Origin of the sequence: Pseudomonas sp. X4, assembly GCF_040784925.1 — a bacterium.
Lineage (GTDB): Bacteria > Pseudomonadota > Gammaproteobacteria > Pseudomonadales > Pseudomonadaceae > Aquipseudomonas > Aquipseudomonas putida_Z.
Genome location: NZ_CP160798.1, coordinates 412,458 through 435,289, shown reverse-complemented (window position 1 = coordinate 435,289; position 22,832 = coordinate 412,458). Strand labels below are relative to the sequence as shown.

Genomic DNA, 22,832 nt, shown 5'->3' with positions numbered 1-22,832 from the left:
CCTCCTATTAATGCTTGAAATCATCAGACAGACCCCCCACGCAGGGCCCGCACCACTATAGAGGGATAAATTCAGATGTCAATTTGCCTAAAGGCTTGTTGAAACAGGCATTGAGGCCTGATTTTTCGCGAAATTCTCGCCCATTTACGCCTTTTGTGCGTTAAAGGCAATGCGCTATTTGGGCTACCCCGTCACGTTGTCATAAGCAGCCTAACTGTCTATACTCGCAACCCGACCGCCAGGGGCTTGCAAGCCCGAACTGCTGGGGGTCGCCGTTCCCTGGGTGGTGGGTACCTGACCAGTACACTTACCAACAACTTTGCCCTGATTCGCTAGGGGCTCTTCAGTGTGAAAAAAGCCGTGAAAAGCCAACGACCTGTAAACCTAGACCTAAGGACCATCAAGCTCCCCGTCACTGCGTACACGTCCATCCTGCATCGTATCTCCGGCGTCATCCTGTTCCTTGGCCTTGCCATCATGCTTTATGCACTGGGCAAGTCGCTGGGTTCCGAGGAAGGCTTTGGTGAGGTGAAGGCGTGTCTGACCAGCCCGCTGGCCAAATTCGTGACCTGGGGCCTGCTATCCGCCCTGCTTTATCACCTCGTGGCAGGTGTACGTCACCTGATCATGGACATGGGCATCGGTGAGACGCTGGAAGGCGGCAAGCTGGGCTCGAAAATCGTGATCGTCATCTCCGTGGTGCTGATCGTTCTGGTGGGAGTTTGGGTATGGTAACCAATGTCACGAACCTGTCGCGTTCGGGCCTCTATGACTGGATGGCGCAGCGCGTTTCTGCGGTCGTTCTCGCGGCTTACTTCCTCTTCCTGATCGGCTACGTGGTCGCCCACCCAGGCATCGACTACACCCAGTGGCATGGTCTGTTCTCCAACAACGCGATGCGGATCTTCAGTCTGCTGGCCCTCGTTGCCCTGGGCGCTCACGCCTGGGTCGGCATGTGGACCATTGCGACCGACTACCTGACGCCAATGTCGTTCGGCAAGTCGGCAACTGCGATTCGTTTCCTGTTCCAGGCGGTATGCGGCGTTGCGATGTTCGCTTACTTCGTCTGGGGTGTGCAGATTCTCTGGGGTATCTGATCCATGGCTAGCATTCCAACCATTTCCTTCGACGCCATCATCATCGGTGGCGGCGGCGCCGGCATGCGCGCAGCGCTGCAGCTGGCTCAAGGCGGCCACAAGACTGCCGTGGTCACCAAGGTCTTCCCGACCCGTTCGCACACTGTATCCGCCCAGGGCGGCATCACCTGCGCCATCGCTTCGGCCGACCCGAACGACGACTGGCGCTGGCACATGTACGATACCGTCAAAGGCTCCGACTACATCGGTGACCAGGACGCTATCGAATACATGTGTCAGGAAGGCCCGGCTGCGGTCTTCGAGCTGGACCACATGGGCCTGCCGTTCTCGCGTACCGAAACCGGCCGCATCTACCAGCGTCCGTTCGGTGGCCAGTCCAAGGACTTCGGTAAAGGTGGTCAGGCCGCCCGTACCTGTGCTGCTTCCGACCGTACCGGTCACGCGCTGCTGCACACCCTGTACCAGGGCAACCTGAAGGCAGGCACTACCTTCCTCAACGAGTACTACGCTGTTGACCTGGTGAAGAACCAGGACGGCGCGTTCGTCGGCGTGATCGCAATCTGCATCGAAACCGGCGAAACCATGTACATCAAGTCCAAGGCCACCGTTCTGGCCACTGGCGGTGCCGGTCGTATCTACGCCTCCACCACCAACGCCCTGATCAACACCGGTGACGGTATCGGCATGGCGCTGCGTGCAGGCGTGCCGGTGCAGGACATCGAGATGTGGCAGTTCCACCCGACCGGCATCGCCGGCGCCGGTGTACTGGTTACCGAAGGCTGCCGCGGTGAAGGTGGCTACCTGATCAACGCCCACGGCGAGCGCTTCATGGAGCGTTACGCGCCGAACGCGAAAGACCTGGCCGGCCGCGACGTGGTTGCCCGTTCCATGGTCAAGGAAATCATCGCCGGCAACGGCGTGGGCCCGAACAAGGACCACGTGCTGCTGAAGCTGGACCACCTGGGCGAGGAAGTGCTGCACAGCCGCCTGCCAGGTATCTGCGAGCTGTCCAAGACCTTCGCTCACGTCGACCCAGTCGTCGCGCCGGTCCCGGTCGTACCGACCTGCCACTACATGATGGGCGGCGTTGCCACCAATATTCATGGCCAGGCCATCACCATGGACGCCGAAGGCAAGGACCAAATCATCCCGGGTCTGTTCGCAGTGGGTGAAGTGGCGTGCGTATCGGTCCACGGTGCCAACCGCCTGGGCGGCAACTCGCTGCTCGACCTGGTGGTATTCGGTCGTGCCGCTGGCCTGCACCTGGAAAAATCGCTGTCCGACGGCGTGGAATACCGCGACGCCAGCGACACCGATATCGATGTTGCCCTGAACCGCCTGAACAAGCTCAACGAGCGTACCGCTGGCGAAGACGTTGCCAGCCTCAAGCGCGAGCTGCAGAGCTGCATGCAGAACTACTTCGGTGTATTCCGTACTGGCGAATATATGCAGAAGGGTATCGAGCAGCTGGCCGGTCTGCGTGACCGTATCGCCAACGTCAAGATCAACGACAAGTCCCAGGCCTTCAACACCGCGCGTATCGAAGCGCTGGAGCTGCAGAACCTGCTGGAAGTCGCCGAAGCTACCGCCATCGCGGCCGAAGCCCGTAAAGAGTCCCGCGGCGCCCACGCCCGTGAAGACTTCGAAGACCGTGACGACGAAAACTGGCTGTGCCACACCCTGTACTACCCGGGTGAGAAACGCGTTGCCAAGCGCGGCGTCAACTTTGCGCCGAAGACTGTTCCAGCCTTCGAACCAAAAGTCCGGACTTACTAAGGGTGGCTGCTATGTTGAAAGTCGAAGTTTATCGTTACAACCCGGACACCGACTCGGCGCCCAAAATGGAGTCGTTCGACGTCGATACCGGCGGCAAGGACCTGATGGTTCTCGATGTATTGGCGCTGATCAAGGAAAAGGACGAAGGTTTCTCGTACCGTCGCTCCTGCCGTGAAGGCGTTTGCGGTTCCGACGGCATGAACATGAACGGCAAGAACGGCCTGGCCTGCATCACCCCGCTGTCGGCGGTGGTGAAGGGCAACAAGCTGGTTCTGCGCCCGCTGCCGGGCCTGCCGGTCATTCGCGACCTGGTCGTCGACATGAGCATCTTCTACAAGCAGTACGAGAAGGTGAAGCCGTTCCTGCAGAACGACACTCCTGCGCCGGCCATCGAGCGCCTGCAGTCGCCGGAAGACCGCGACAAGCTGGACGGCCTGTACGAGTGCATCCTGTGCGCTTGCTGCTCGACTTCCTGCCCGTCGTTCTGGTGGAACCCGGACAAGTTCCTGGGCCCGGCCGCACTGCTGCAAGCCTATCGCTTCCTGGCCGACAGCCGTGACACCAAGACCCAGGAGCGCCTGGCGTCCCTGGATGACCCGTTCAGCGTATTCCGCTGCCGCGGGATCATGAACTGCGTCAACGTTTGCCCGAAAGGTCTGAACCCGACCAAGGCAATCGGCCACGTACGTAACATGCTGCTGCAAAGCGGCACCTGATACAAAGTGTTGTACCTGCAGTAAGCCGAGGTGCGGGTGGTGAGCCCGCACTGAGGTAAAACCCGAACAAGGGCTCACAAAGCCCGCGTTCATTACCTATGAAGATATGAGACCAGCAGGGGCTTTCCGGGCTGGTACCCGGAAAATCAGCAGGATCCAAGTGGCGTGGTTCAGTCGCTGTATTCGGACTTTTCCAGGTTTGCTGTGGCTCTCGCCGATCAGTCCCCTAACCGAGGGTGACCAAGCATGCAAGAAAGCGTGATGCAGCGCATGTGGGAAAGCGCCCACCTTTCAGGTGGTAACGCTGCATATGTGGAAGAGCTTTATGAGCTCTACCTGCACGACCCTAACGCTGTGCCAGAAGAGTGGCGCACCTACTTCCAGAAGTTGCCCGCCGACGGCAGCACCGCTACCGATGTATCGCACTCGACAATCCGCGACCATTTCGTACTGCTGGCAAAGAACCAGCGCCGCGCCCAACCGGTATCCGCCGGGAGCGTGAGCAGTGAACACGAGAAGAAGCAGGTTGAAGTTCTGCGACTGATCCAGGCCTATCGTATGCGCGGCCATCAGGCTGCCAAGCTCGACCCGTTGGGGTTGTGGCAGCGTCCTGCGCCCGTAGACCTGTCGATCAATCACTACGGCTTGACCAATGCCGATCTTGATACGACCTTCCGTGCCGGCGACCTGTTCATCGGCAAAGAGGAGGCGAGCCTACGCGAGATCTTCGAGGCGCTCCAGAAGACATATTGTCGCACCATTGGCGCCGAGTTCACCCACATCGTCGATTCCGAGCAGCGCAGCTGGTTCCAGCAGCGCCTGGAAAGCGTGCGCGGCCGTCCGGAGTTTTCCGCTGACGTGCAGGCCCACCTGCTCGAGCGCGTGACCGCCGGTGAAGGCCTTGAGAAATACCTGGGCACCAAGTACCCGGGCACCAAGCGTTTCGGCCTCGAGGGCGGCGAAAGCCTGATCCCGATGCTGGACGAGATGATCCAGCGTTCCGGTTCCTACGGCACCAAGGAAGTCGTGATCGGCATGGCCCACCGTGGCCGCCTGAACGTTCTGGTCAACACCTTCGGCAAGAACCCGCGCGAGCTGTTCGACGAGTTCGAAGGCAAGAAGATGAACGAGCTGGGCTCCGGTGACGTGAAGTATCACCAGGGCTTCTCCTCGAACGTGATGACCCCGGGTGGCGAAGTGCACCTGGCCATGGCGTTCAACCCGTCCCACCTGGAAATCGTCTCGCCAGTGGTCGAGGGTTCGGTGCGCGCCCGTCAGGACCGCCGCAACGACACCGTTGGCGACAAGGTACTGCCGATCTCGATCCACGGCGACGCAGCATTCGCCGGCCAGGGCGTGGTCATGGAAACCTTCCAGATGTCGCAGACCCGCGGTTTCAAGACCGGCGGTACCGTGCACATCGTGATCAACAACCAGGTTGGTTTCACCATCAGCAACCCGCTGGACGCGCGCTCCACCGAGTACGCCACCGACGTTGCCAAGATGATCCAGGCGCCGATCCTGCACGTGAACGGGGACGACCCGGAAGCCGTGCTGTTCGTGACCCAGCTGGCCATCGACTACCGCATGCAGTTCAAGCGTGACGTGGTCATCGACCTGGTCTGCTACCGCCGCCGCGGCCACAACGAGGCCGACGAGCCGAACGGCACCCAGCCTTTGATGTACCAGCAGATCAGCAAGCAGCGCACCACGCGTGAACTGTACGCTGAGGCACTGATCCAGGCCGGCCGCATCGATTCCGAGCGCGCCCAGGCCAAGATCGACGAGTACCGCAACGCGCTGGACAACGGCCTGCACGTGGTGAAGAGCCTGGTCAAGGAGCCGAACCGCGAGCTGTTCGTCGACTGGCGTCCGTACCTGGGCCATGCCTGGACCGCGCGTCACGACACCCGCTTCGACCTCAAGACCCTGCAGGAACTGTCGGCCAAGCTGCTGGAGATCCCGGAAGGTTTCGTCGTCCAGCGCCAGGTCGCCAAGATCTACGAAGACCGTCAGAAGATGCAGGCCGGTGGCTTGCCGATCAACTGGGGTTATGCAGAGACCATGGCCTACGCCACCCTGCAGTTCGAAGGTCACCCGATCCGCATGACCGGCCAGGACATCGGCCGTGGCACCTTCTCGCACCGTCACGCGGTGCTGCACAACCAGAAGGACGCCAGCACCTACGTACCGCTGAAGAACCTGTTCCCGGGCCAGCCTCAGTTCGAACTGTACGACTCCTTCCTGTCGGAAGAAGCGGTACTGGCCTTCGAATACGGCTACTCGACCACCACGCCGAACGCGCTGGTGATCTGGGAAGCCCAGTTCGGTGACTTCGCCAACGGTGCGCAAGTGGTGATCGACCAGTTCATCACCAGCGGCGAGCACAAGTGGGGCCGTCTGTGCGGTCTGACCATGCTGCTGCCACACGGTTATGAAGGGCAGGGCCCGGAGCACTCCTCCGCGCGCCTGGAGCGTTACCTGCAGCTGTGCGCCGAGCACAACATCCAGGTCTGCGTACCGACCACCCCGGCCCAGATCTACCACCTGCTGCGTCGCCAGGTCATTCGTCCGCTGCGCAAGCCGCTGATCGTGCTGACGCCGAAGTCGCTGCTGCGCCACAAGCTGGCCATCTCGACCCTGGAAGACCTGGCAGAAGGCTCGTTCCAGACCGTGATCCCGGAAATCGACAGCCTCGATCCGGCCAAGGTCGAACGCCTGGTCCTGTGCGGCGGCAAGGTTTACTACGACCTGCTGGAAAAACGCCGTGCCGAAGGCCGCGAAGACATCGCCATCGTGCGTATCGAGCAGCTGTATCCGTTCCCTGAGGACGACCTGGTCGAAATCCTGGCGCCTTACACCAACCTCAAGCATGCGGTCTGGTGTCAGGAAGAGCCGATGAACCAGGGCGCCTGGTACAGCAGCCAGCACCACATGCGCCGTATCCTGGGCCGCCACAACAAGGCACTGGTCCTGGAATACGCCGGCCGCGACGCTTCCGCCGCGCCAGCCTGTGGTTACGCATCGAAGCACGCCGAACAGCAGGAAAAACTGCTGCAAGACGCCTTCACTGTTTAATGCCTTCGCGCACCTGAAACCGAATTTAAGGAAACACAGATAATGGCTATCGAGATCAAAGCCCCAACCTTCCCGGAATCGGTTGCCGATGGCACCGTTGCCACCTGGCACAAGCAGCCGGGCGATGCCGTCAAGCGTGACGAGCTGATCGTCGACATCGAGACTGACAAGGTCGTCCTGGAAGTACTGGCCACCGCTGACGGCGTGCTGGGCGCCATCGTCAAGGGCGAGGGCGACACCGTCCTGTCCGACGAAGTACTGGGTTCGATCGTTGAGGGCGGTGCTGCCGCTGCTGCACCAGCTGCCGCCCCGGCCGCTGCTGCCCCGGCTGCCGCTGCTGCCGACGCTGGCGAAGAAGACCCGGTTGCCGCCCCGGCCGCGCGCAAGCTGGCTGAAGAGAACGGCATCGACCTGGCTACCGTTGCCGGCACCGGCAAAGGTGGTCGCATCACCAAGGAAGACGTCGTCGCTGCCGTCGCCAACAAGAAGTCGGCGCCTGCTGCAGCTGCCAAGCCTGCCGCCGCTGCCGCTGCTGCCCCGGTTGTCGTTGCCGCTGGCGACCGCACCGAGAAGCGTGTGCCGATGACCCGCCTGCGCGCCAAGATCGCCGAGCGTCTGGTCGAAGCCCAGTCGAGCATGGCCATGCTGACCACCTTCAACGAAGTCGACATGACCGAAGTCATGGCCCTGCGTTCGAAGTACAAGGACCTGTTCGAGAAGACCCACAACGGCGTACGCCTGGGCTTCATGTCGTTCTTCGTCAAGGCCGCCACCGAAGCCCTGAAGCGCTTCCCGGCTGTCAACGCCTCGATCGACGGCAACGACATCGTCTACCACGGCTACGCCGACGTCGGCGTTGCCGTGTCCAGCGACCGTGGCCTGGTGGTACCGGTACTGCGTAACGCCGAGTCGATGAGCCTGGCGGAAATCGAGAACGGCATCGCCACCTTCGGCAAGAAGGCCCGTGACGGCAAGCTGGCCATCGAAGAGATGACCGGCGGCACCTTCACCATCACCAACGGTGGTACCTTCGGTTCGATGATGTCGACCCCGATCGTCAACCCGCCGCAGGCCGCCATTCTCGGCATGCACAACATCATCCAGCGCCCGATGGCCATCAATGGCCAGGTGGTGATTCGCCCGATGATGTACCTGGCGCTGTCGTACGATCACCGCCTGATCGACGGCAAGGAAGCGGTAACCTTCCTGGTCACCATCAAGAACCTGCTGGAAGATCCGTCTCGCCTGCTGCTGGACATCTAACCCTCTGGCTGCGTACCGTGCCGGCCCTGGCTTCGCAGGAAGCCATGCCGCGCGGTCCGCGGCTTGTAGCTTGTAGCTGATAAGGAATCTTTTATGACCCAGAAATTCGACGTAGTGGTGATTGGTGCAGGTCCTGGCGGCTATGTGGCTGCCATCAAGGCCGCACAACTTGGTCTGAAGACTGCCTGTATCGAGAAGTACACCGACGCCGAGGGCAAGCTGGCCCTGGGCGGCACCTGCCTGAACGTAGGTTGCATTCCTTCCAAGGCGCTGCTGGACAGCTCCTGGAAGTACAAGGAAGCCAAAGAGAGCTTCAACGTCCACGGTATCTCCACTGGTGAAGTGAAGATGGACGTCGCCGCGATGGTTGGCCGCAAGGCTGGCATCGTCAAGAACCTGACCGGTGGCGTTGCCACCCTGTTCAAGGCCAACGGCGTTACTTCGATCCAGGGCCACGGCAAGCTGCTGGCCGGCAAGAAAGTCGAAGTCACCAAGGCTGACGGCACCACCGAAGTCATCGAAGCCGAGAACGTGATCCTGGCTTCCGGCTCGCGCCCGATCGACATTCCGCCGGCTCCGGTCGACCAGAACGTCATCGTCGACTCCACCGGCGCCCTGGAATTCCAGGCGGTGCCGAAGCGCCTGGGCGTTATCGGTGCTGGCGTGATCGGCCTGGAGCTGGGCTCGGTATGGGCTCGCCTGGGTGCTGAAGTCACCGTCCTGGAAGCCCTGGACACCTTCCTGATGGCTGCCGACACCGCCGTGTCGAAAGAAGCCCAGAAGACCCTGACCAAGCAAGGCCTGGACATCAAGCTGGGCGCGCGCGTCACCGGCTCGAAAGTCAACGGCAACGAAGTCGAAGTGACCTACACCGACGCCAACGGCGAGCAGAAGATCACCTTCGACAAGCTGATCGTCGCGGTCGGCCGTCGCCCGGTGACCACCGACCTGCTGGCTGCCGACAGCGGCGTGACCATCGACGAGCGTGGCTACATCTTCGTCGACGACTACTGCGCTACCAGCGTGCCGGGCGTGTACGCCATCGGTGACGTGGTGCGCGGCATGATGCTGGCCCACAAGGCCTCGGAAGAGGGCATCATGGTGGTCGAGCGCATCAAGGGCCACAAGGCCCAGATGAACTACGACCTGATCCCGTCGGTCATCTACACCCACCCGGAAATCGCGTGGGTCGGCAAGACCGAACAGGCCTTGAAGGCCGAGGGCGTTGAGGTTAACGTGGGCACCTTCCCGTTCGCGGCCAGCGGCCGTGCGATGGCTGCCAACGACACCGGTGGTTTCGTCAAGGTCATCGCCGATGCCAAGACCGACCGCGTCCTGGGTGTACACGTGATTGGCCCATCGGCTGCCGAACTGGTGCAGCAGGGCGCAATCGCAATGGAATTCGGCACCAGTGCCGAGGATCTGGGCATGATGGTCTTCAGCCATCCGACCCTGTCCGAAGCGTTGCATGAAGCAGCGCTGGCAGTGAATGGCGGCGCCATTCACGTGGCCAACCGTAAGAAGCGTTAATTATAAGAAACCACGGCGGGCTGCCCGTCGTGAGTCTTGCGTGCATGACTCACCGCGGAAAGTCCGCCGGACCGGATCACACGGGAAAACCCGGGGTCAACGGTCACAGGTGGTGCGGCGCCAGTGATGGCGCAGCGCCGAAGCGCAGTACCTAACGAAGACGGTAAAAAGCATGAATCTTCACGAGTATCAGGGTAAGCAGCTGTTCGCTGAATACGGCCTGCCAGTTTCCAAGGGTTTCGCTGTCGATACCCCTGAGCAAGCTGCAGAAGCCTGCGACAAGATCGGCGGGAACGAGTGGGTGGTAAAAGCCCAGGTTCACGCGGGTGGTCGCGGTAAAGCGGGCGGCGTCAAGCTGGTTCGCAGCAAAGAAGACGCCAAGGCGTTCGCTGCACAGTGGTTGGGCAAGAATCTGGTTACCTACCAGACCGATGCCAACGGTCAACCCGTCTCCAAGATTCTGGTCGAATCCTGCACTGACATCGCCAAAGAGCTGTATCTGGGCGCTGTAGTCGATCGTTCGAGCCGCCGTATCGTGTTCATGGCTTCCACCGAAGGTGGCGTGGACATCGAGAAAGTCGCTCACGAAACGCCTGAGAAGATCCTCAAGGCCACCATCGACCCGCTGGTCGGCGCTCAGCCGTTCCAGGGTCGCGAGCTGGCATTCCAGCTGGGCCTGGAAGGCAAGCAAGTTCAACAGTTCGCCAAGATCTTCGTTGGTCTGGCCAAGCTGTTCAAGGATCACGACCTGGCCCTGCTGGAAGTGAACCCGCTGGTGATCAAGGCCGACGGCGACCTGCACTGCCTCGATGCCAAGATCAACATCGACGCCAACGCCATGTACCGTCAGCCGAAGCTGAAAACCTTCCACGACCCGTCGCAGGACGACGCCCGTGAAGCCCACGCTGCCAAGTTCGAACTGAACTACGTTGCCCTCGAAGGCAACATCGGCTGCATGGTCAACGGTGCCGGCCTGGCCATGGGTACCATGGACATCGTCAACCTGCACGGCGGCAAGCCGGCCAACTTCCTCGACGTTGGCGGTGGTGCTACCAAAGAGCGCGTTACCGAAGCGTTCAAGATCATTCTGTCCGACAGCAATGTCGCGGCCGTTCTGGTCAACATCTTCGGCGGCATCGTTCGCTGCGACATGATTGCCGAAGGCATCATCGGTGCAGTGAAAGAAGTCGGCGTGAAAGTTCCGGTCGTCGTTCGCCTTGAAGGCAACAACGCCGAACTGGGCGCTAAAGTACTGGCAGAAAGCGGTTTGAACATCATTGCGGCAACCAGCCTGACCGACGCTGCTCAACAAGTTGTCAAAGCTGCGGAGGGCAAGTAATGAGCGTCCTGATCAATAAAGACACCAAAGTCATCTGCCAGGGCTTCACCGGCTCGCAGGGTACTTTCCACTCCGAACAGGCCATCGCCTACGGCACCAAGATGGTAGGCGGCGTAACCCCAGGCAAGGGTGGCACCACCCACCTGGGCCTGCCAGTGTTCAACACTGTGAAAGAAGCTGTGGAAGCTACCGGCGCTGACGCTTCGGTCATCTACGTTCCGGCTCCTTTCTGCAAGGACTCGATCCTGGAAGCTGCCTTCGGCGGCATCAAGCTGATCGTGTGCATCACCGAAGGCATTCCTACCCTGGACATGCTGGATGCCAAGGTCAAGTGCGACGAGCTGGGCGTGACCCTGATCGGCCCTAACTGCCCAGGTGTCATCACCCCGGGCGAGTGCAAGATCGGCATCATGCCAGGCCACATCCACCTGCCAGGCAAGGTCGGTATCGTTTCGCGTTCCGGCACCCTGACCTACGAAGCTGTGAAGCAGACCACCGACGCCGGCTTCGGCCAGTCGACCTGCGTCGGCATCGGCGGTGACCCGATCCCGGGCTCCAACTTCATCGACATCCTGAAGCTGTTCCAGGAAGACCCGAAGACCGAAGCGATCGTCATGATCGGCGAGATCGGCGGTTCGGCTGAAGAAGAAGCTGCGGCCTACATCAAGGCCAACGTCACCAAGCCTGTCGTTTCCTACATCGCTGGTGTTACCGCACCTGCGGGCAAGCGCATGGGCCACGCTGGCGCCATCATCTCTGGCGGCAAGGGCACTGCGGACGAGAAGTTCGCCGCCCTGCAGGACGCTGGTGTGAAGACCGTGCGTTCCCTGGCTGACATCGGCAAGGCCCTGGCCGAGCTGACTGGCTGGGAAGTCAAGAAGTAATACTGCTACACCCCCCACGCGCACAGAGGCCACCTTCGGGTGGCCTTTGTCGTTTCTGGGGGTTGGGTATTCCTGCACTGGCCCTATCGCCGGCAAGCCAGCTCCCACAGGAGATCACCACAGGCCCTGATTGTGAAGGTCTCCTGTGGGAGCTGGCTTGCCGGCGATAGGGCCAGTGCAAACTGCGAAGAACTTTCTATGGGTTTGATAGGAATTTTCACGCAGACGAATGTTTCAATCCGAGGATAATTCTCGCTGTCCTCGGTCGCACAGACGACAAACATGTACGCACATCGGACAAGCAGCACTGTGCCAGTGCGTTTGACTGACAAAACAGTTACATTACGCGTTCACTCTGTGCCCGTACCCCAAAAGGGAACGACACGCTAAACGGGTCTGGCCTATCAAGCCGGGCAGCATTTCCCCTCATCCAAAGGGAAATCCCCTCTCGAATCCCGATTTCAGCAGTGTGGTACTACCTTAAATGAAAGTTCTCAAAGGCCAGGATATCCTGGCGCTTGGCTTTATGACGTTTGCGCTTTTCGTGGGCGCTGGCAACATCATCTTCCCGCCTATCGTCGGTCTGCAGTCTGGCCCACACGTATGGATGGCGGCCCTGGGCTTCCTGGTTACCGCCGTGGGCCTGCCGGTCATCACCGTGGTCGCCCTGGCCAAGGTCGGCGGCGGCATGGATGCCCTGAGCAGCCCGATCGGCAAGTTCTTCGGCGGCCTGCTGGCGGCCGTGTGCTACCTGTCGGTCGGCCCGTTGTTCGCCACCCCGCGCACCGCGACCGTATCGTTCGAAGTGGGCGTTGCGCCGCTGACCGGTGAAAGCCCGCTGGCGCTGTTCATCTACAGCCTGGTGTACTTCCTCGTGGTACTGGCCGTGTCCATGTACCCAGGCAAGCTGCTCGACACCGTGGGCCGCTTCCTGGCGCCGTTGAAGATCATCGCCCTGGCGGTGCTGGGCATCGCCGCCTTCGCGCTGCCTGCCGGCACCATTGGTGACGCGCAGCCGGCCTATGCCGCCGCAGCGTTCTCCAAGGGTTTCTCCGATGGTTACCTGACCATGGACACCCTGGGTGCCCTGGTGTTCGGTATCGTCATCGTCAACGCCATCCGCTCGCGCGGTGTCGAGTCGCCGAAGCTGATCACCCGCTATGCCATCATCGCCGGCCTGATCGCCGGTGTCGGCCTGGCCCTGGTGTACATCAGCCTGTTCCGCCTGGGTGCAACCAGCCACGATATCGCGGCTGACGCCACCAACGGCGCGGCGGTACTGCATGCCTACGTGCAGCACACCTTCGGTTCGCTGGGCAGCGGCTTCCTCGCCGTGCTGATCGCGCTGGCTTGCCTGGTGACCGCGGTTGGCCTGACCTGTGCCTGCGCTGAGTACTTCAGCCAGATGCTGCCGCTGTCGTACCGCGCACTGGTGGTGATCCTGGCGGGCTTCTCGCTGCTGATCTCCAACCTCGGGCTGACCAAGCTGATCATGTTCTCGATCCCGGTGCTCACCGCGATCTACCCGCCGTGCATCGTGGTGGTCGGGCTCAGCTTCGTGAAGGACCTGTGGAACTCGCCAACCCGCATCCTGGCGCCAGTGATGCTGGTGTCGCTGCTGTTCGGCATGGTCGATGCGATCAAGGGCAGCGGCATTGCCCACGTGCTGCCGGACTTCATGGCCCACCTGCCGCTGAGCGACCAGGGCCTGGCCTGGCTGGTGCCTTCGGTGGTGACCCTGGTTGGCGCCGTGGCCTGCGACCGCATGCTCGGCAAGCCGCGCGAAGCGCTGGCCTGATAGTCGAAGCCTGAGGGCGGCACCGGCCACAAGCCGAAGGGTGCTCGCCAAGGGTGGAAACTCAAGAGCCCCGTATCCGAGAGGATGCGGGGCTTTTTCTTTGCCTGTACCGGCCTCTTCGCGGGCACGCAAACCTCAAAGTTGGCGCTGTACCTGTGGGAGCGGGCGTGCCCGCGAAGAGGCCGGGATGAGCAGTGCAAATATCAGGATGGATGTGTGCCTTTTGCCGCTTGCCAGCGTCGAAATCCGGTCCCTATCCTTCAGGTATCTGGCCCTCCCGGGAACCCTGCATGAACTTCATCCAAAGCAACTTCAACAACCTGTTGGCCATCGCCTGGTTCGCCCTGTGCTGGGGCGGTTACACCCGTTATGCCATCTGGAAGGGCCGCGACACCGCGTGCCTGGCCAGCGTGCTGCACCTGTACCGCGAAGACTGGATGCGCCGCATGCTGCTGCGCGACAACCGCATTGCCGATGCCAGCGTGATCGGCAACCTCGAGCGCAACGCCTCGTTCTTCGCCTCGAGCACCCTGATCATCCTTGCCGGTATCCTCACCGTGCTTGGGGCCTCCGACCGGGCGCTGTCGCTGCTGGCCGACCTGCCGCTGGTGCAGCAGACGTCCCAGGGCATGTCGGAGATCAAGCTGCTGTGCCTGGCCATGGTCTTCGTCTACGCCTTTTTCACCTTCAGCTGGTGCATGCGCCAATACAACTTTGCTGCAGTGCTGGTGGGTTCGGCGCCGATGATCGGTGAACGGCTGGTCAATGAACTTGAACGCAAGGCATTCGCCTCGCGGGCGGCGCGGGTGCTGTCGCTTGCCGCCAACCAGTTCAACCTGGGCCTGCGTTCCTATTACTTCGGCATGGCCATGTTGAGCTGGTTCATCAGCCCATGGTTGTTCATGGTCATGAGTGTCGGGGTAGTGCTGATTCTGTACCGCCGCGAGTTCCATTCGGATGTGTTGGATGTGATGGTGTTCACACCTACCGAAAGTGTTTCGATCGAACCCGCCAAGGAAAACACCGCTCCTGGTACCTGAAACGTTTAATCCATAAGTTTCAGGCACAAAAAAACCCGACAATGTCGGGTTTTCTTGTTTTAGCCGATTACTGCTTGGCAGGTTCGGCTGGAGCAGCTGGGGCAGCTGGCGCGGCTTCCGGAGCCGGAGTAGCCGGAGCGGCTTCTTCGGCGGCCTTCTGCTCGGCTTCGGCCTGATCTTTGGCGGCTTCGGCGTTTTCCTTGGCGGCCTCGTTCATTTTATCCTGAGCTTCGCCCGCTTTTTCCTGGGCTTGCTCGGCGTGTTGCTGTGCGTCCTGGGCTTTGTCTTCGCTCGCTTTATCGCAAGCGGCCAGGCCCATGGCAGCGGCCAGCATCAGAGCAAAAGCAAAAGGTTTACGCATGGGGGTGTTTCTCCTTGGTGGAATAAGTGACTTGTTCCTTCGAGTGCAACTACGCGGAATAAGTTCCGCGAAGATTACACATATATAACGCCTCGTTCTATATAGACTTTTTAACGATTTTATGCCGCTGCGGCAATGCGCAGGGAAACAGCCAATGAGCGATTCAACCTTGATGGCCATGGCCGAGCGTTTTCTCTCGGCGTTGAAACATTGTCAGTTGTTGCAAATGCGTGTGGCGCAAACCAATGCCGATGGTATGACCTTGGTGCTGCCCTGGTCTCCGGCCATCGTCGGCAACCCGCAGACCGGCGCCGTGCATGGCGGCGCGCTGACCACGCTGATGGACACCACCTGCGGCATGGCCACATTGTGCGTGCTGCCGCGCTTCGAGGTGTGCCCGACACTGGACCTGCGCATCGACTACATGCACCCGGCAGAGGCCGGCAAGGACATCTACGGCCATGCCCAGTGCTACCGGGTCACCCGCGATGTGATCTTCACCCGTGGCACGGCCTACCAGGACGACCCCGCTCAGCCGATCTGCCAGGTGGTGGGCACGTTCATGCGCCTGGGCCAGGAGATCAAGGGTGGCATCCGTTTCGGCAACAGCCTGAAGGAGGGCGGGGCATGATTCCGCACGAGGTTCGCCAACAGCTCAACGCCGCCCACGCAGTGGGAGACTATCGGCCTTTGCTGGCACTGATCCCCTATGCCGGCCTGATCGGCATCGAATGCGAGCGCGAGGGCGATGACCTGCTATTCCGCCTGCCGGCCAGCCAGGACAACATCGGCAACCCGCTGCTGCCGGCCATCCACGGCGGGGTGATCGCGGGCTTCATGGAGCTGTCGGCAGCGCTGTACCTGCTGATCTTCAGCGAGAGCGCGAGCATTCCGAAGATCATCGACTTTTCCATCGATTACCTGCGCGCCGGGCACTTTCGCGATACCTATGCCCAGTGCCAGCTGTGGCGCCAGGGCCGGCGGGTGACCAATGTGGCCATCACCGCCTGGCAGGGTGACAGGCTATCGCCGATCGCCACGGCTCGCGCTCATTTCAAGATCGAACCGGAAAAGCCCTTGAAATCATCCGGGCAGCCCCCATCTGCATGACATCCGCCGCTAACGCAGGCCAACCTGGCCGCCAGGCGTCAACTGCCATCAGATCGGAGTTTTGAAGACCATGAGTGTGGAGACTCAAAAAGAAACGCTGGGCTTCCAGACCGAGGTAAAGCAGCTGCTGCACCTCATGATCCATTCCTTGTATTCGAACAAGGAGATCTTCCTGCGTGAATTGATCTCCAACGCCTCCGACGCCGCCGACAAGCTGCGTTTCGAGGCCCTGGCCAAGCCAGAGCTGTTCGAAGGCGACGCCGACCTGAAGATTCGCCTGAGCTTCGACAAGGACGCCGGTACCGTGACCCTCGAGGACAACGGCATCGGCATGAGCCGCGAAGACGTCATCGCCCACCTGGGTACCATCGCCAAGTCCGGCACCGCCGACTTCATGAAGAACCTCACCGGTGACCAGAAGAAGGACTCGCACCTGATCGGTCAGTTCGGTGTGGGCTTCTACTCCGCGTTCATCGTTGCCGACAAGGTCGATGTGTACAGCCGCCGTGCCGGCCAGCCGGCCGCCGAAGGCGTGCACTGGTCGTCGAAAGGCGAGGGCGAGTTCGAAGTCGCCACCATCGACAAGCCACAGCGCGGCACCCGCATCGTCCTGCACCTGAAGAAGGACGAGCAGGAGTTCGCTGATGGCTGGCGCCTGCGCAACGTGGTCAAGAAGTACTCCGACCACATCGCCATGCCGATCCAGCTGCCGAAAGAGCAAGCTGCCGCCGAAGGTGAAGAACAGCCGGCCGAAGAGTGGGAAACCGTCAACCGTGCCAGCGCCCTGTGGACCCGTCCGCGTACCGAGATCAAGGACGAGGAGTACCAGGAGTTCTACAAGCACATCGGCCATGACTTCGAAAACCCGCTGGCCTGGAGCCACAACAAGGTCGAAGGCAAGCTGGAATACAACTCGCTGTTGTACGTGCCGGCCCGCGCGCCGTTCGACCTGTACCAGCGCGAAGCGCCACGCGGCCTGAAGCTGTACGTGCAGCGCGTGTTCATCATGGACCAGGCCGAGTCGTTCCTGCCGCTGTACCTGCGCTTCATCAAGGGTGTGGTCGATTCCAACGACCTGTCGCTGAACGTATCGCGTGAAATCCTGCAGAAAGACCCGATCATCGACTCGATGAAGACCGCGCTGACCAAGCGCGTGCTGGACATGCTGGAGAAGCTGGCGAAGAACGAGCCCGAGCAGTACAAGGGCTTCTGGAAGAACTTCGGCCAGGTGCTGAAGGAAGGCCCGGCCGAAGACTTCGCCAACAAGGAAAAGATCGCCGGCCTGCTGCGCTTCGCTTCCACCCAGGACGACAGCGGCGAGCAGAGCGTCGCCCTGGCCGACTACCTGGCACGCGCCAAGGAAGGCCAGGACAAGATCTACTACCTCACCGGCGAGTCGTACGCGCAGGTCAAGAACAGCCCGCACCTGGAAGTCTTCCGCAAGAAAGGCATCGAAGTGCTGCTGCTGACCGACCGTATCGACGAGTGGCTGATGAGCTACCTCAACGAGTTCGACGGCAAGGCTTTCGTCGACGTCGCCCGTGGCGACCTGGACCTGGGCAAGCTGGATTCGGAAGAAGACAAGAAGGCCCAGGAAGAAGTCGCCAAGGACAAGGAAGGCCTGGTCGAGCGCCTGAAGGGCGCGCTGGGTGACAGCGTGGCCGAAGTGCGCGTGTCGCACCGCCTGACCGACTCGCCGGCGATCCTGGCCATCGGTGAACAGGACTTGGGCCTGCAGATGCGCCAGATCCTCGAAGCCAGCGGGCAGAAGGTGCCGGAGTCCAAGCCGATCTTCGAGTTCAACCCGACCCACCCGCTGATCGAGAAGCTGGACAACGAGCAGAGCGAAGACCGCTTCGCCGAGCTGTCGCACATCCTGTTCGATCAGGCGGCCCTGGCGGCCGGTGACAGCTTGAAGGACCCGGCGGCTTACGTTCGTCGCCTGAACAAGCTGCTGGTCGAGCTGTCTGCTTGAGTTGATGCATAGGAAAGCCCGCTTCGGCGGGCTTTTTTCATGGCGAGCATATTGATGACGAGTGCCAAAGGAGTGCTTGATGAGCAAAGTAATCGTCGAATCGCTGGTCTATCACCTGTCCGGCAAGGCGTATGAAAGCCGCCTGGTCTACGAGCCGGGCGCGCTGGGGCGGCCAGGCCTGGTGATGGCGCCGAACTGGATGGGTATCGGCGAAGGTGCTGAGCGCATCGCCAAGGAAGTGGCCGAGAAGGGCTATGTGGTGCTGATTGCCGACCTGTACGGGCAATCGGTGCGTCCGTCCAACGCCGACGAGGCCGGCGCGGCGATGATGCCGTTGAAGAACGACCGTGGCGAGCTGCGCAAGCGTATGCAGGAAGCCCTGGCGCAACTGTTGGGGCAGTCGAAGGCGCTGCTGGAGCCGGGCAAGGTCGGCACGTTTGGTTTCTGCTTTGGTGGCTGCTGTGCACTGGAGCTGGCCCGTACCGGTGCCGACCTGCGCGCGGCGGTGTCGTTCCATGGCACGCTGGACACGCCGAATCCGGAAGATGCCAAGCGCATCAAGGGCTCGGTGCTGGTGCTGCACGGCGCTTCCGACCCACTGGTGCCGAAGGAGCAGTTGCCGGCGTTCGAGGAGGAGATGAACGCGGCCAAGGTTGACTGGCAATTGCTCAGCTATGGCGGCGCGGTGCACTCGTTTACCGACCCGAGTGCCAATGTGCCGGGCAAGATGCAGTATGACCGGCGTACCTCGGAGCGGGCGTTCCGCTCGATGCATAACCTGCTGACCGAAGTGTTCCAGCGCTGACAATGCAGGGGGCCGCTGTGCGGCCCATCGCCGGCAAGCCAGCTCCCACAGTGAAGACAGCGCCGTACCTGTGGGAGCTGGCTTGCCGGCGATGGGCTGCAAAGCAGCCCCAAAATTACCTGGGCAGCTCGATCCTCGAAGTTTCCCCCGGCACCACCGGCCAATCCCCCGCAGCCCACTTGGCCCGGGCCTGTTCGATCAGTTCCACATCACTGGCGACAAAGTTCCAGTTCATCCGCCGCGGCCCATCCAGCGGCGCGCCACCAATCAGCACCAGCTGGCACTCACCTTCCGCATACAGAGTCACCGCTTCGCCCTCCGGCAGCACCACCAGGCTGCACGGCTCCACCTCCTCATCGTTCATCAGCAATTCGCCATCCAGTACGTACAGCGCCCGTTGCGCATGCTCATTCGGCACCTGCAAGGTAGTCGCCGGCTGCATCCGCACATGCGCGTAAAGGGTAGGGGAGAGCACCGGCACCGGCGATTCCAGGCAAAACCCGCTGCCGGCAATCATGCAGATGCGCACCCCCAGGTTGTCGCTGACCGGCAGGCTTGCCGCCGGGTGGTGGCTGTAGCTTGCCGGGCCTTGTTCATGCTCGCGTGGCGACGCCAGCCATACCTGCAACCCGTGCAGGCGTGAACCATGGGCCAGGGCATCTTCAGGCGTGCGCTCGACATGGGCCACGCCGCTGCCTGCGGTCATCCAGCTGACATCGCCCGGCAGCACCCGCTGCGCCGAGCCGAGGCTGTCCTTGTGCAGGATTGCCCCTTCGAACAGGTAGGTAAGGGTCGACAGGCCGATATGCGGGTGCTGGCGGATATCCATGCCATGCCCCGGGGCATAGTCGGTTTCGAGCATGTGGTCGAAAAACACGAACGGGCCGACGCTGCGGCACTGGGCCGCCGGCAGCGGGCGCAGGATCGGCTGGCCCTCGACCGATTCGGCGCGTGGGCGGATGACCAGGGGGCTGCTCATGGGAAGGCTCCAGGCAAGGTGGAAATGCCCCAAGCATAGCGGTTTGCCCGCCGCGGCTGAACCGTCTCGTTGGCTGGCCGGTCTAGAGGTGTGGTACCCGGAAAAGGAAGCTTCATCATGATCGTCAGAGCGCTGGCCTGCGTGCTGTTATCCACCTGGCTGTGCCAAGCGGCGCAGGCGCGCGACTACCGCTACAGTGATGCCCACTTGCACTACGTCGACTTCTTCCAGGAAAGCGAAGGCATGCCCGCGCTGATCAAGGCCATGGATGCCGCCGGTATCGAGCAGTCGATGATTTCCGGCGTCCCGGTGGCCAAGAAGTGGCACGAAGACGAGCCCAAGCGCCCGCGCTATTACGCGGGGGATGACGCCGAAGCCTACTGGTACAGCGCCACCGACACCTACGTGGCCGCGGCGCTGCAGCAACTGCCCGACGAGCAGCGCAAGCGCTTTCATCCGTTCCTGGCCGGCTTTAATCCGGTGGACAAGAACGCCGCCAGCCATATCGAGCGCATGCTCGATCTGCATCCGGGGCTGTGGCAGGGCATTGGCGAGGTGTTCACCCGCCACGATGACCTGACGGCACTGACCAGCGGTGACACGCCGCGCGCCAACAACGAAGCCATGACGCGTATCTACCACCTGGCGGCCGAGCGCGACCTGCCGGTGCTGCTGCATTCCAACATCACCTCCAAGCGCGAGCGCAACCCGCTGTACCTGGCGGAGATCGAAGAGCCGCTGCGCAATCACCCGCACACGCGGTTTATCTGGGCGCACGCCGGCAGCAGCATGGAGATTCACCGGCACCAGACGCAGATGGACTTTCTGCTGCCGGTGCTGACGCGGTTACTGGAGGATTACCCGAATCTGTATGTCGATTTGTCGTGGAGCGTGCTGGAGCCTTATCTGCTGGATGACCGGGGTGTGCCGCGCAAGGCGTGGCTGGTACTGGTCGAGAAATATCCGGAGCGGTTCATGCTGGGTTCGGATGTGGTGGGGCGGTTTGGCAGCCTTGGGGAGCAGATGCATGGGTTCAGGCCGTTTCTGGATGCATTGCCGGAACAAGTTGCCAACAAGGTGGCCAGGGAGAATTTTCTGGCTGTACTGCCCAGGCAGAAATAAGGGTTTTCCTGTGCTGGCCCTATCGCCGGCAAGCCAGCTCCCACAGGTACTGCGCAGGTTCCGAAGCCTATGCAGTACCTGTGGGAGCTGGCTTGCCGGCGATAGGGCCGGTACAGGCAACACAAATGAAAACGCCCCGAACCAGTCGGGGCGTTTTCGTTTACCGCAGCAGCGTCTTACTTGCCTTCCCAGCGCTTGAGCACCAGGGTGGCGTTGGTGCCGCCGAAGCCGAAGCTGTTGCTCATGACCGTGTCGATCTTGGCGTTTTCTTCGGTCTTGCGCAGGATCGGCAGGTCGGCGACCTCCGGGTCCAGCTCGTCGATATTGGCGGAGCCGGCGATGAAGTTGTTTTCCATCATCAGCAGGCAGTAGATCGCCTCGTGTACGCCGGCAGCGCCCAGCGAGTGGCCCGACAGGCTCTTGGTCGAGCTAATCTTCGGTGCCTTGTCGCCGAACACGGCGCGAACGCCCTTGATCTCGGCAACGTCACCGACCGGGGTCGAGGTGCCGTGGGTGTTCAGGTAGTCGATCGGGGTGTCGACGGTCGACAGCGCCTGCTGCATGCAGCGGATGGCACCTTCGCCGCTCGGGGCAACCATGTCGTAGCCGTCGGAAGTGGCGCCGTAGCCGACGATTTCCGCGTAGATCTTGGCGCCACGGGCCAGGGCGTGTTCCAGCTCCTCGACCACCACCATGCCGCCACCGCCAGCGATGACAAAGCCATCACGGTCGGCGTCGTAGGCGCGCGAGGCCTGGTCCGGGGTTTCGTTGCGCTTGGTCGACAGGGCGCCCATGGCATCGAACAGGAACGACTGGCTCCAGTGCTCTTCTTCACCGCCACCGGCGAAGACGATGTCCTGCTTGCCCCACTGGATCTGCTCCAGGGCGGTGCCGATGCAGTGTGCCGAAGTGGCGCAGGCCGACGAGATCGAGTAGTTGATGCCCTTGATCTTGAACGGGGTGGCCAGGCACGCCGAAACGGTGCTGCCCATGGTGCGGGTAACGCGGTACGGGCCGACGCGCTTGACGCCTTTCTCGCGCAGGGTGTCCAGCGCTTCCATCTGGTTCAGGGTCGAGGCGCCGCCGGAGCCAGCCACCAGGCCGGTACGCGGGTTGGAAACCTGCTCTTCGGTCAGGCCGGCGTCCTTGATCGCGTCCTGCATCGCCAGGTAGGCGTAGGCAGCAGCGTGGCCGACGAAGCGGTAGACCTTGCGGTCGATCAGTTCTTCGAGGTTGAGGTCGATGGACCCGGAAACCTGGCTACGCAGCCCCATTTCCTTGTATTCCGGGTTGTAACGGATACCCGGACGGCTGTTGCGCAGGTTTTCGGTGACGGTAGCTTTGTCATTGCCCAGGCACGATACGATGCCCAGACCAGTGATAACGACGCGGCGCATGCGAATAACCCTTAGAAATTGTCAGTGGAGGTGAACACGCCGACCCGCAGGCCTTCGGCAGTGTAGATCTCGCGGCCGTCGACGCTGACCGAGCCATCGGCGATGGCCATGTTCAGCTTGCCCTTCAGGACGCGCTTGATGTGAATGTTGTAAGTGACTTTCTTGGCTTCCGGCAGTACCTGGCCAAAGAACTTCACCTCGCCCGAACCCAGGGCGCGACCGCGGCCCGGCAGGCCCTGCCAGCCGAGGAAGAAACCTACCAGCTGCCACATGGCGTCGAGGCCCAGGCAGCCCGGCATTACCGGGTCGCCTTCGAAGTGGCAGGCGAAGAACCACAGGTCCGGATTGATATCCAGCTCGGCGACCAATTCACCTTTGCCGTACTTGCCGCCTTCTTCGCTGATATGGGTGATGCGATCGACCATCAGCATGTTCGGCGCGGGCAGTTGCGCATTACCTGGGCCGAACAGCTCACCGCGACTGCAGCGCAGCAGGTCTTCCCGAGTAAAGGCGTGTTGTTTGGTCATGCGAGCTCCTCAATAACCCCCTGCGGCAGGGGATG

At 61.6% G+C, this 22,832-nt stretch carries 20 protein-coding genes; 16 read left to right on the top strand and 4 right to left on the bottom strand.

Going from position 1 to position 22,832, the window contains the following annotated elements; genetic code table 11:
• The first annotated feature begins 348 nt into the window (after window positions 1-348).
• From sdhC to ABX298_RS01830, 11 genes are all read left to right on the top strand, one after another.
• Window positions 349-735, top strand: coding sequence for a succinate dehydrogenase, cytochrome b556 subunit (gene sdhC, locus ABX298_RS01880; RefSeq protein ID WP_012315350.1), 387 nt, complete (start codon window positions 349-351; stop codon window positions 733-735).
• Window positions 729-1,097: a succinate dehydrogenase, hydrophobic membrane anchor protein gene (gene sdhD, locus ABX298_RS01875; RefSeq protein WP_003254214.1), complete on the top strand. Its 369-nt coding sequence runs from the start codon at window positions 729-731 to the stop codon at window positions 1,095-1,097. The genes sdhC and sdhD overlap by 7 nt, the downstream gene beginning before the upstream one ends.
• A gap of 3 nt (window positions 1,098-1,100) precedes the next feature.
• Entirely contained in the window at window positions 1,101-2,873 is a 1,773-nt protein-coding gene (gene sdhA, locus ABX298_RS01870; RefSeq protein ID WP_025339971.1) for a succinate dehydrogenase flavoprotein subunit, read from the top strand.
• 11 nt (window positions 2,874-2,884) lie between these two features.
• Window positions 2,885-3,589, top strand: a complete 705-nt coding sequence (locus ABX298_RS01865) for a succinate dehydrogenase iron-sulfur subunit (RefSeq protein WP_016711649.1) — start codon at window positions 2,885-2,887, stop codon at window positions 3,587-3,589.
• Window positions 3,590-3,835: 246 nt separating this feature from the next.
• A complete protein-coding gene (locus tag ABX298_RS01860; RefSeq protein WP_025339970.1) occupies window positions 3,836-6,667 on the top strand; it encodes a 2-oxoglutarate dehydrogenase E1 component in 2,832 nt (943 codons plus the stop codon).
• 42 nt (window positions 6,668-6,709) lie between these two features.
• The gene (gene odhB, locus ABX298_RS01855; protein WP_025339969.1) at window positions 6,710-7,930 is read left to right on the top strand and encodes a 2-oxoglutarate dehydrogenase complex dihydrolipoyllysine-residue succinyltransferase; all 1,221 of its coding nucleotides are present in this window, start codon (window positions 6,710-6,712) and stop codon (window positions 7,928-7,930) included.
• Window positions 7,931-8,023: 93 nt separating this feature from the next.
• Window positions 8,024-9,460, top strand: coding sequence for a dihydrolipoyl dehydrogenase (gene lpdA / locus ABX298_RS01850; protein WP_013973439.1), 1,437 nt, complete (start codon window positions 8,024-8,026; stop codon window positions 9,458-9,460).
• A gap of 172 nt (window positions 9,461-9,632) precedes the next feature.
• Window positions 9,633-10,799 carry an ADP-forming succinate--CoA ligase subunit beta gene (gene sucC / locus ABX298_RS01845; protein ID WP_003254205.1) on the top strand — a complete coding sequence of 389 codons (1,167 nt, stop codon included), beginning with the start codon at window positions 9,633-9,635 and terminating at the stop codon, window positions 10,797-10,799.
• Window positions 10,799-11,683, top strand: coding sequence for a succinate--CoA ligase subunit alpha (sucD, locus tag ABX298_RS01840; protein WP_004376004.1), 885 nt, complete (start codon window positions 10,799-10,801; stop codon window positions 11,681-11,683). The genes sucC and sucD overlap by 1 nt, the downstream gene beginning before the upstream one ends.
• Window positions 11,684-12,167: 484 nt before the next feature.
• Window positions 12,168-13,481 carry a branched-chain amino acid transport system II carrier protein gene (gene brnQ / locus ABX298_RS01835; protein WP_075045845.1) on the top strand — a complete coding sequence of 438 codons (1,314 nt, stop codon included), beginning with the start codon at window positions 12,168-12,170 and terminating at the stop codon, window positions 13,479-13,481.
• Window positions 13,482-13,771: 290 nt separating this feature from the next.
• Window positions 13,772-14,521 carry a DUF599 domain-containing protein gene (locus ABX298_RS01830; RefSeq protein ID WP_286100241.1) on the top strand — a complete coding sequence of 250 codons (750 nt, stop codon included), beginning with the start codon at window positions 13,772-13,774 and terminating at the stop codon, window positions 14,519-14,521.
• 67 nt (window positions 14,522-14,588) lie between these two features.
• Here ABX298_RS01830 and ABX298_RS01825 read toward each other — a convergent pair whose 3' ends face one another.
• Window positions 14,589-14,882 carry a hypothetical protein gene (locus tag ABX298_RS01825; RefSeq protein ID WP_075045843.1) on the bottom strand — a complete coding sequence of 98 codons (294 nt, stop codon included), beginning with the start codon at window positions 14,880-14,882 and terminating at the stop codon, window positions 14,589-14,591.
• A gap of 154 nt (window positions 14,883-15,036) precedes the next feature.
• Between ABX298_RS01825 and ABX298_RS01820 the strand changes: the two genes are divergently transcribed.
• The 4 genes from ABX298_RS01820 (at window position 15,037) to ABX298_RS01805 (ending at window position 18,772) form a co-directional block, all read left to right on the top strand.
• On the top strand, window positions 15,037-15,513 hold the full coding sequence (locus ABX298_RS01820) for a PaaI family thioesterase (RefSeq protein WP_075045842.1): 477 nt from the start codon (window positions 15,037-15,039) through the stop codon (window positions 15,511-15,513).
• Window positions 15,510-15,992, top strand: coding sequence for a PaaI family thioesterase (locus ABX298_RS01815; RefSeq protein WP_075045841.1), 483 nt, complete (start codon window positions 15,510-15,512; stop codon window positions 15,990-15,992). The genes ABX298_RS01820 and ABX298_RS01815 overlap by 4 nt, the downstream gene beginning before the upstream one ends.
• A gap of 70 nt (window positions 15,993-16,062) precedes the next feature.
• Window positions 16,063-17,967, top strand: coding sequence for a molecular chaperone HtpG (gene htpG, locus ABX298_RS01810; RefSeq protein ID WP_025339964.1), 1,905 nt, complete (start codon window positions 16,063-16,065; stop codon window positions 17,965-17,967).
• 79 nt (window positions 17,968-18,046) lie between these two features.
• Window positions 18,047-18,772, top strand: a complete 726-nt coding sequence (locus tag ABX298_RS01805; protein WP_015271090.1) for a dienelactone hydrolase family protein — start codon at window positions 18,047-18,049, stop codon at window positions 18,770-18,772.
• A 115-nt stretch (window positions 18,773-18,887) separates the two neighbouring features.
• On the opposite strand, the gene ABX298_RS01800 is transcribed toward ABX298_RS01805, so the two are convergent.
• Window positions 18,888-19,751 carry a pirin family protein gene (locus ABX298_RS01800; RefSeq protein ID WP_367394025.1) on the bottom strand — a complete coding sequence of 288 codons (864 nt, stop codon included), beginning with the start codon at window positions 19,749-19,751 and terminating at the stop codon, window positions 18,888-18,890.
• Between the two features lie 117 nt (window positions 19,752-19,868).
• Between ABX298_RS01800 and ABX298_RS01795 the strand changes: the two genes are divergently transcribed.
• Complete coding sequence (locus ABX298_RS01795) at window positions 19,869-20,873, top strand: amidohydrolase family protein (protein WP_367394024.1); 1,005 nt, start codon at window positions 19,869-19,871, stop codon at window positions 20,871-20,873.
• 176 nt (window positions 20,874-21,049) lie between these two features.
• On the opposite strand, the gene fabB is transcribed toward ABX298_RS01795, so the two are convergent.
• Window positions 21,050-22,270, bottom strand: coding sequence for a beta-ketoacyl-ACP synthase I (gene fabB, locus ABX298_RS01790; protein ID WP_075045838.1), 1,221 nt, complete (start codon window positions 22,268-22,270; stop codon window positions 21,050-21,052).
• 11 nt (window positions 22,271-22,281) lie between these two features.
• Window positions 22,282-22,797, bottom strand: a complete 516-nt coding sequence (gene fabA / locus ABX298_RS01785; protein ID WP_003251509.1) for a 3-hydroxyacyl-[acyl-carrier-protein] dehydratase FabA — start codon at window positions 22,795-22,797, stop codon at window positions 22,282-22,284.
• Between the last annotated feature and the right edge of the window lie 35 nt (window positions 22,798-22,832).

What these genes read in the sequence shown, in the direction of transcription:
- sdhD (WP_003254214.1), top strand. Translation starts at nt 729, where the DNA reads ATGGTAACCAATGTCACGAACCTGTCGCGTTCGGGCCTCTATGACTGG.
- sdhA (WP_025339971.1), top strand. Translation starts at nt 1,101, where the DNA reads ATGGCTAGCATTCCAACCATTTCCTTCGACGCCATCATCATCGGTGGC.
- ABX298_RS01865 (WP_016711649.1), top strand. Translation starts at nt 2,885, where the DNA reads ATGTTGAAAGTCGAAGTTTATCGTTACAACCCGGACACCGACTCGGCG.
- ABX298_RS01860 (WP_025339970.1), top strand. Translation starts at nt 3,836, where the DNA reads ATGCAAGAAAGCGTGATGCAGCGCATGTGGGAAAGCGCCCACCTTTCA.
- odhB (WP_025339969.1), top strand. Translation starts at nt 6,710, where the DNA reads ATGGCTATCGAGATCAAAGCCCCAACCTTCCCGGAATCGGTTGCCGAT.
- lpdA (WP_013973439.1), top strand. Translation starts at nt 8,024, where the DNA reads ATGACCCAGAAATTCGACGTAGTGGTGATTGGTGCAGGTCCTGGCGGC.
- sucC (WP_003254205.1), top strand. Translation starts at nt 9,633, where the DNA reads ATGAATCTTCACGAGTATCAGGGTAAGCAGCTGTTCGCTGAATACGGC.
- sucD (WP_004376004.1), top strand. Translation starts at nt 10,799, where the DNA reads ATGAGCGTCCTGATCAATAAAGACACCAAAGTCATCTGCCAGGGCTTC.
- brnQ (WP_075045845.1), top strand. Translation starts at nt 12,168, where the DNA reads ATGAAAGTTCTCAAAGGCCAGGATATCCTGGCGCTTGGCTTTATGACG.
- ABX298_RS01830 (WP_286100241.1), top strand. Translation starts at nt 13,772, where the DNA reads ATGAACTTCATCCAAAGCAACTTCAACAACCTGTTGGCCATCGCCTGG.
- ABX298_RS01825 (WP_075045843.1), bottom strand. Translation starts at nt 14,882, where the DNA reads ATGCGTAAACCTTTTGCTTTTGCTCTGATGCTGGCCGCTGCCATGGGC.
- ABX298_RS01820 (WP_075045842.1), top strand. Translation starts at nt 15,037, where the DNA reads ATGAGCGATTCAACCTTGATGGCCATGGCCGAGCGTTTTCTCTCGGCG.
- ABX298_RS01815 (WP_075045841.1), top strand. Translation starts at nt 15,510, where the DNA reads ATGATTCCGCACGAGGTTCGCCAACAGCTCAACGCCGCCCACGCAGTG.
- htpG (WP_025339964.1), top strand. Translation starts at nt 16,063, where the DNA reads ATGAGTGTGGAGACTCAAAAAGAAACGCTGGGCTTCCAGACCGAGGTA.
- ABX298_RS01805 (WP_015271090.1), top strand. Translation starts at nt 18,047, where the DNA reads ATGAGCAAAGTAATCGTCGAATCGCTGGTCTATCACCTGTCCGGCAAG.
- ABX298_RS01800 (WP_367394025.1), bottom strand. Translation starts at nt 19,751, where the DNA reads ATGAGCAGCCCCCTGGTCATCCGCCCACGCGCCGAATCGGTCGAGGGC.
- ABX298_RS01795 (WP_367394024.1), top strand. Translation starts at nt 19,869, where the DNA reads ATGATCGTCAGAGCGCTGGCCTGCGTGCTGTTATCCACCTGGCTGTGC.
- fabB (WP_075045838.1), bottom strand. Translation starts at nt 22,270, where the DNA reads ATGCGCCGCGTCGTTATCACTGGTCTGGGCATCGTATCGTGCCTGGGC.
- fabA (WP_003251509.1), bottom strand. Translation starts at nt 22,797, where the DNA reads ATGACCAAACAACACGCCTTTACTCGGGAAGACCTGCTGCGCTGCAGT.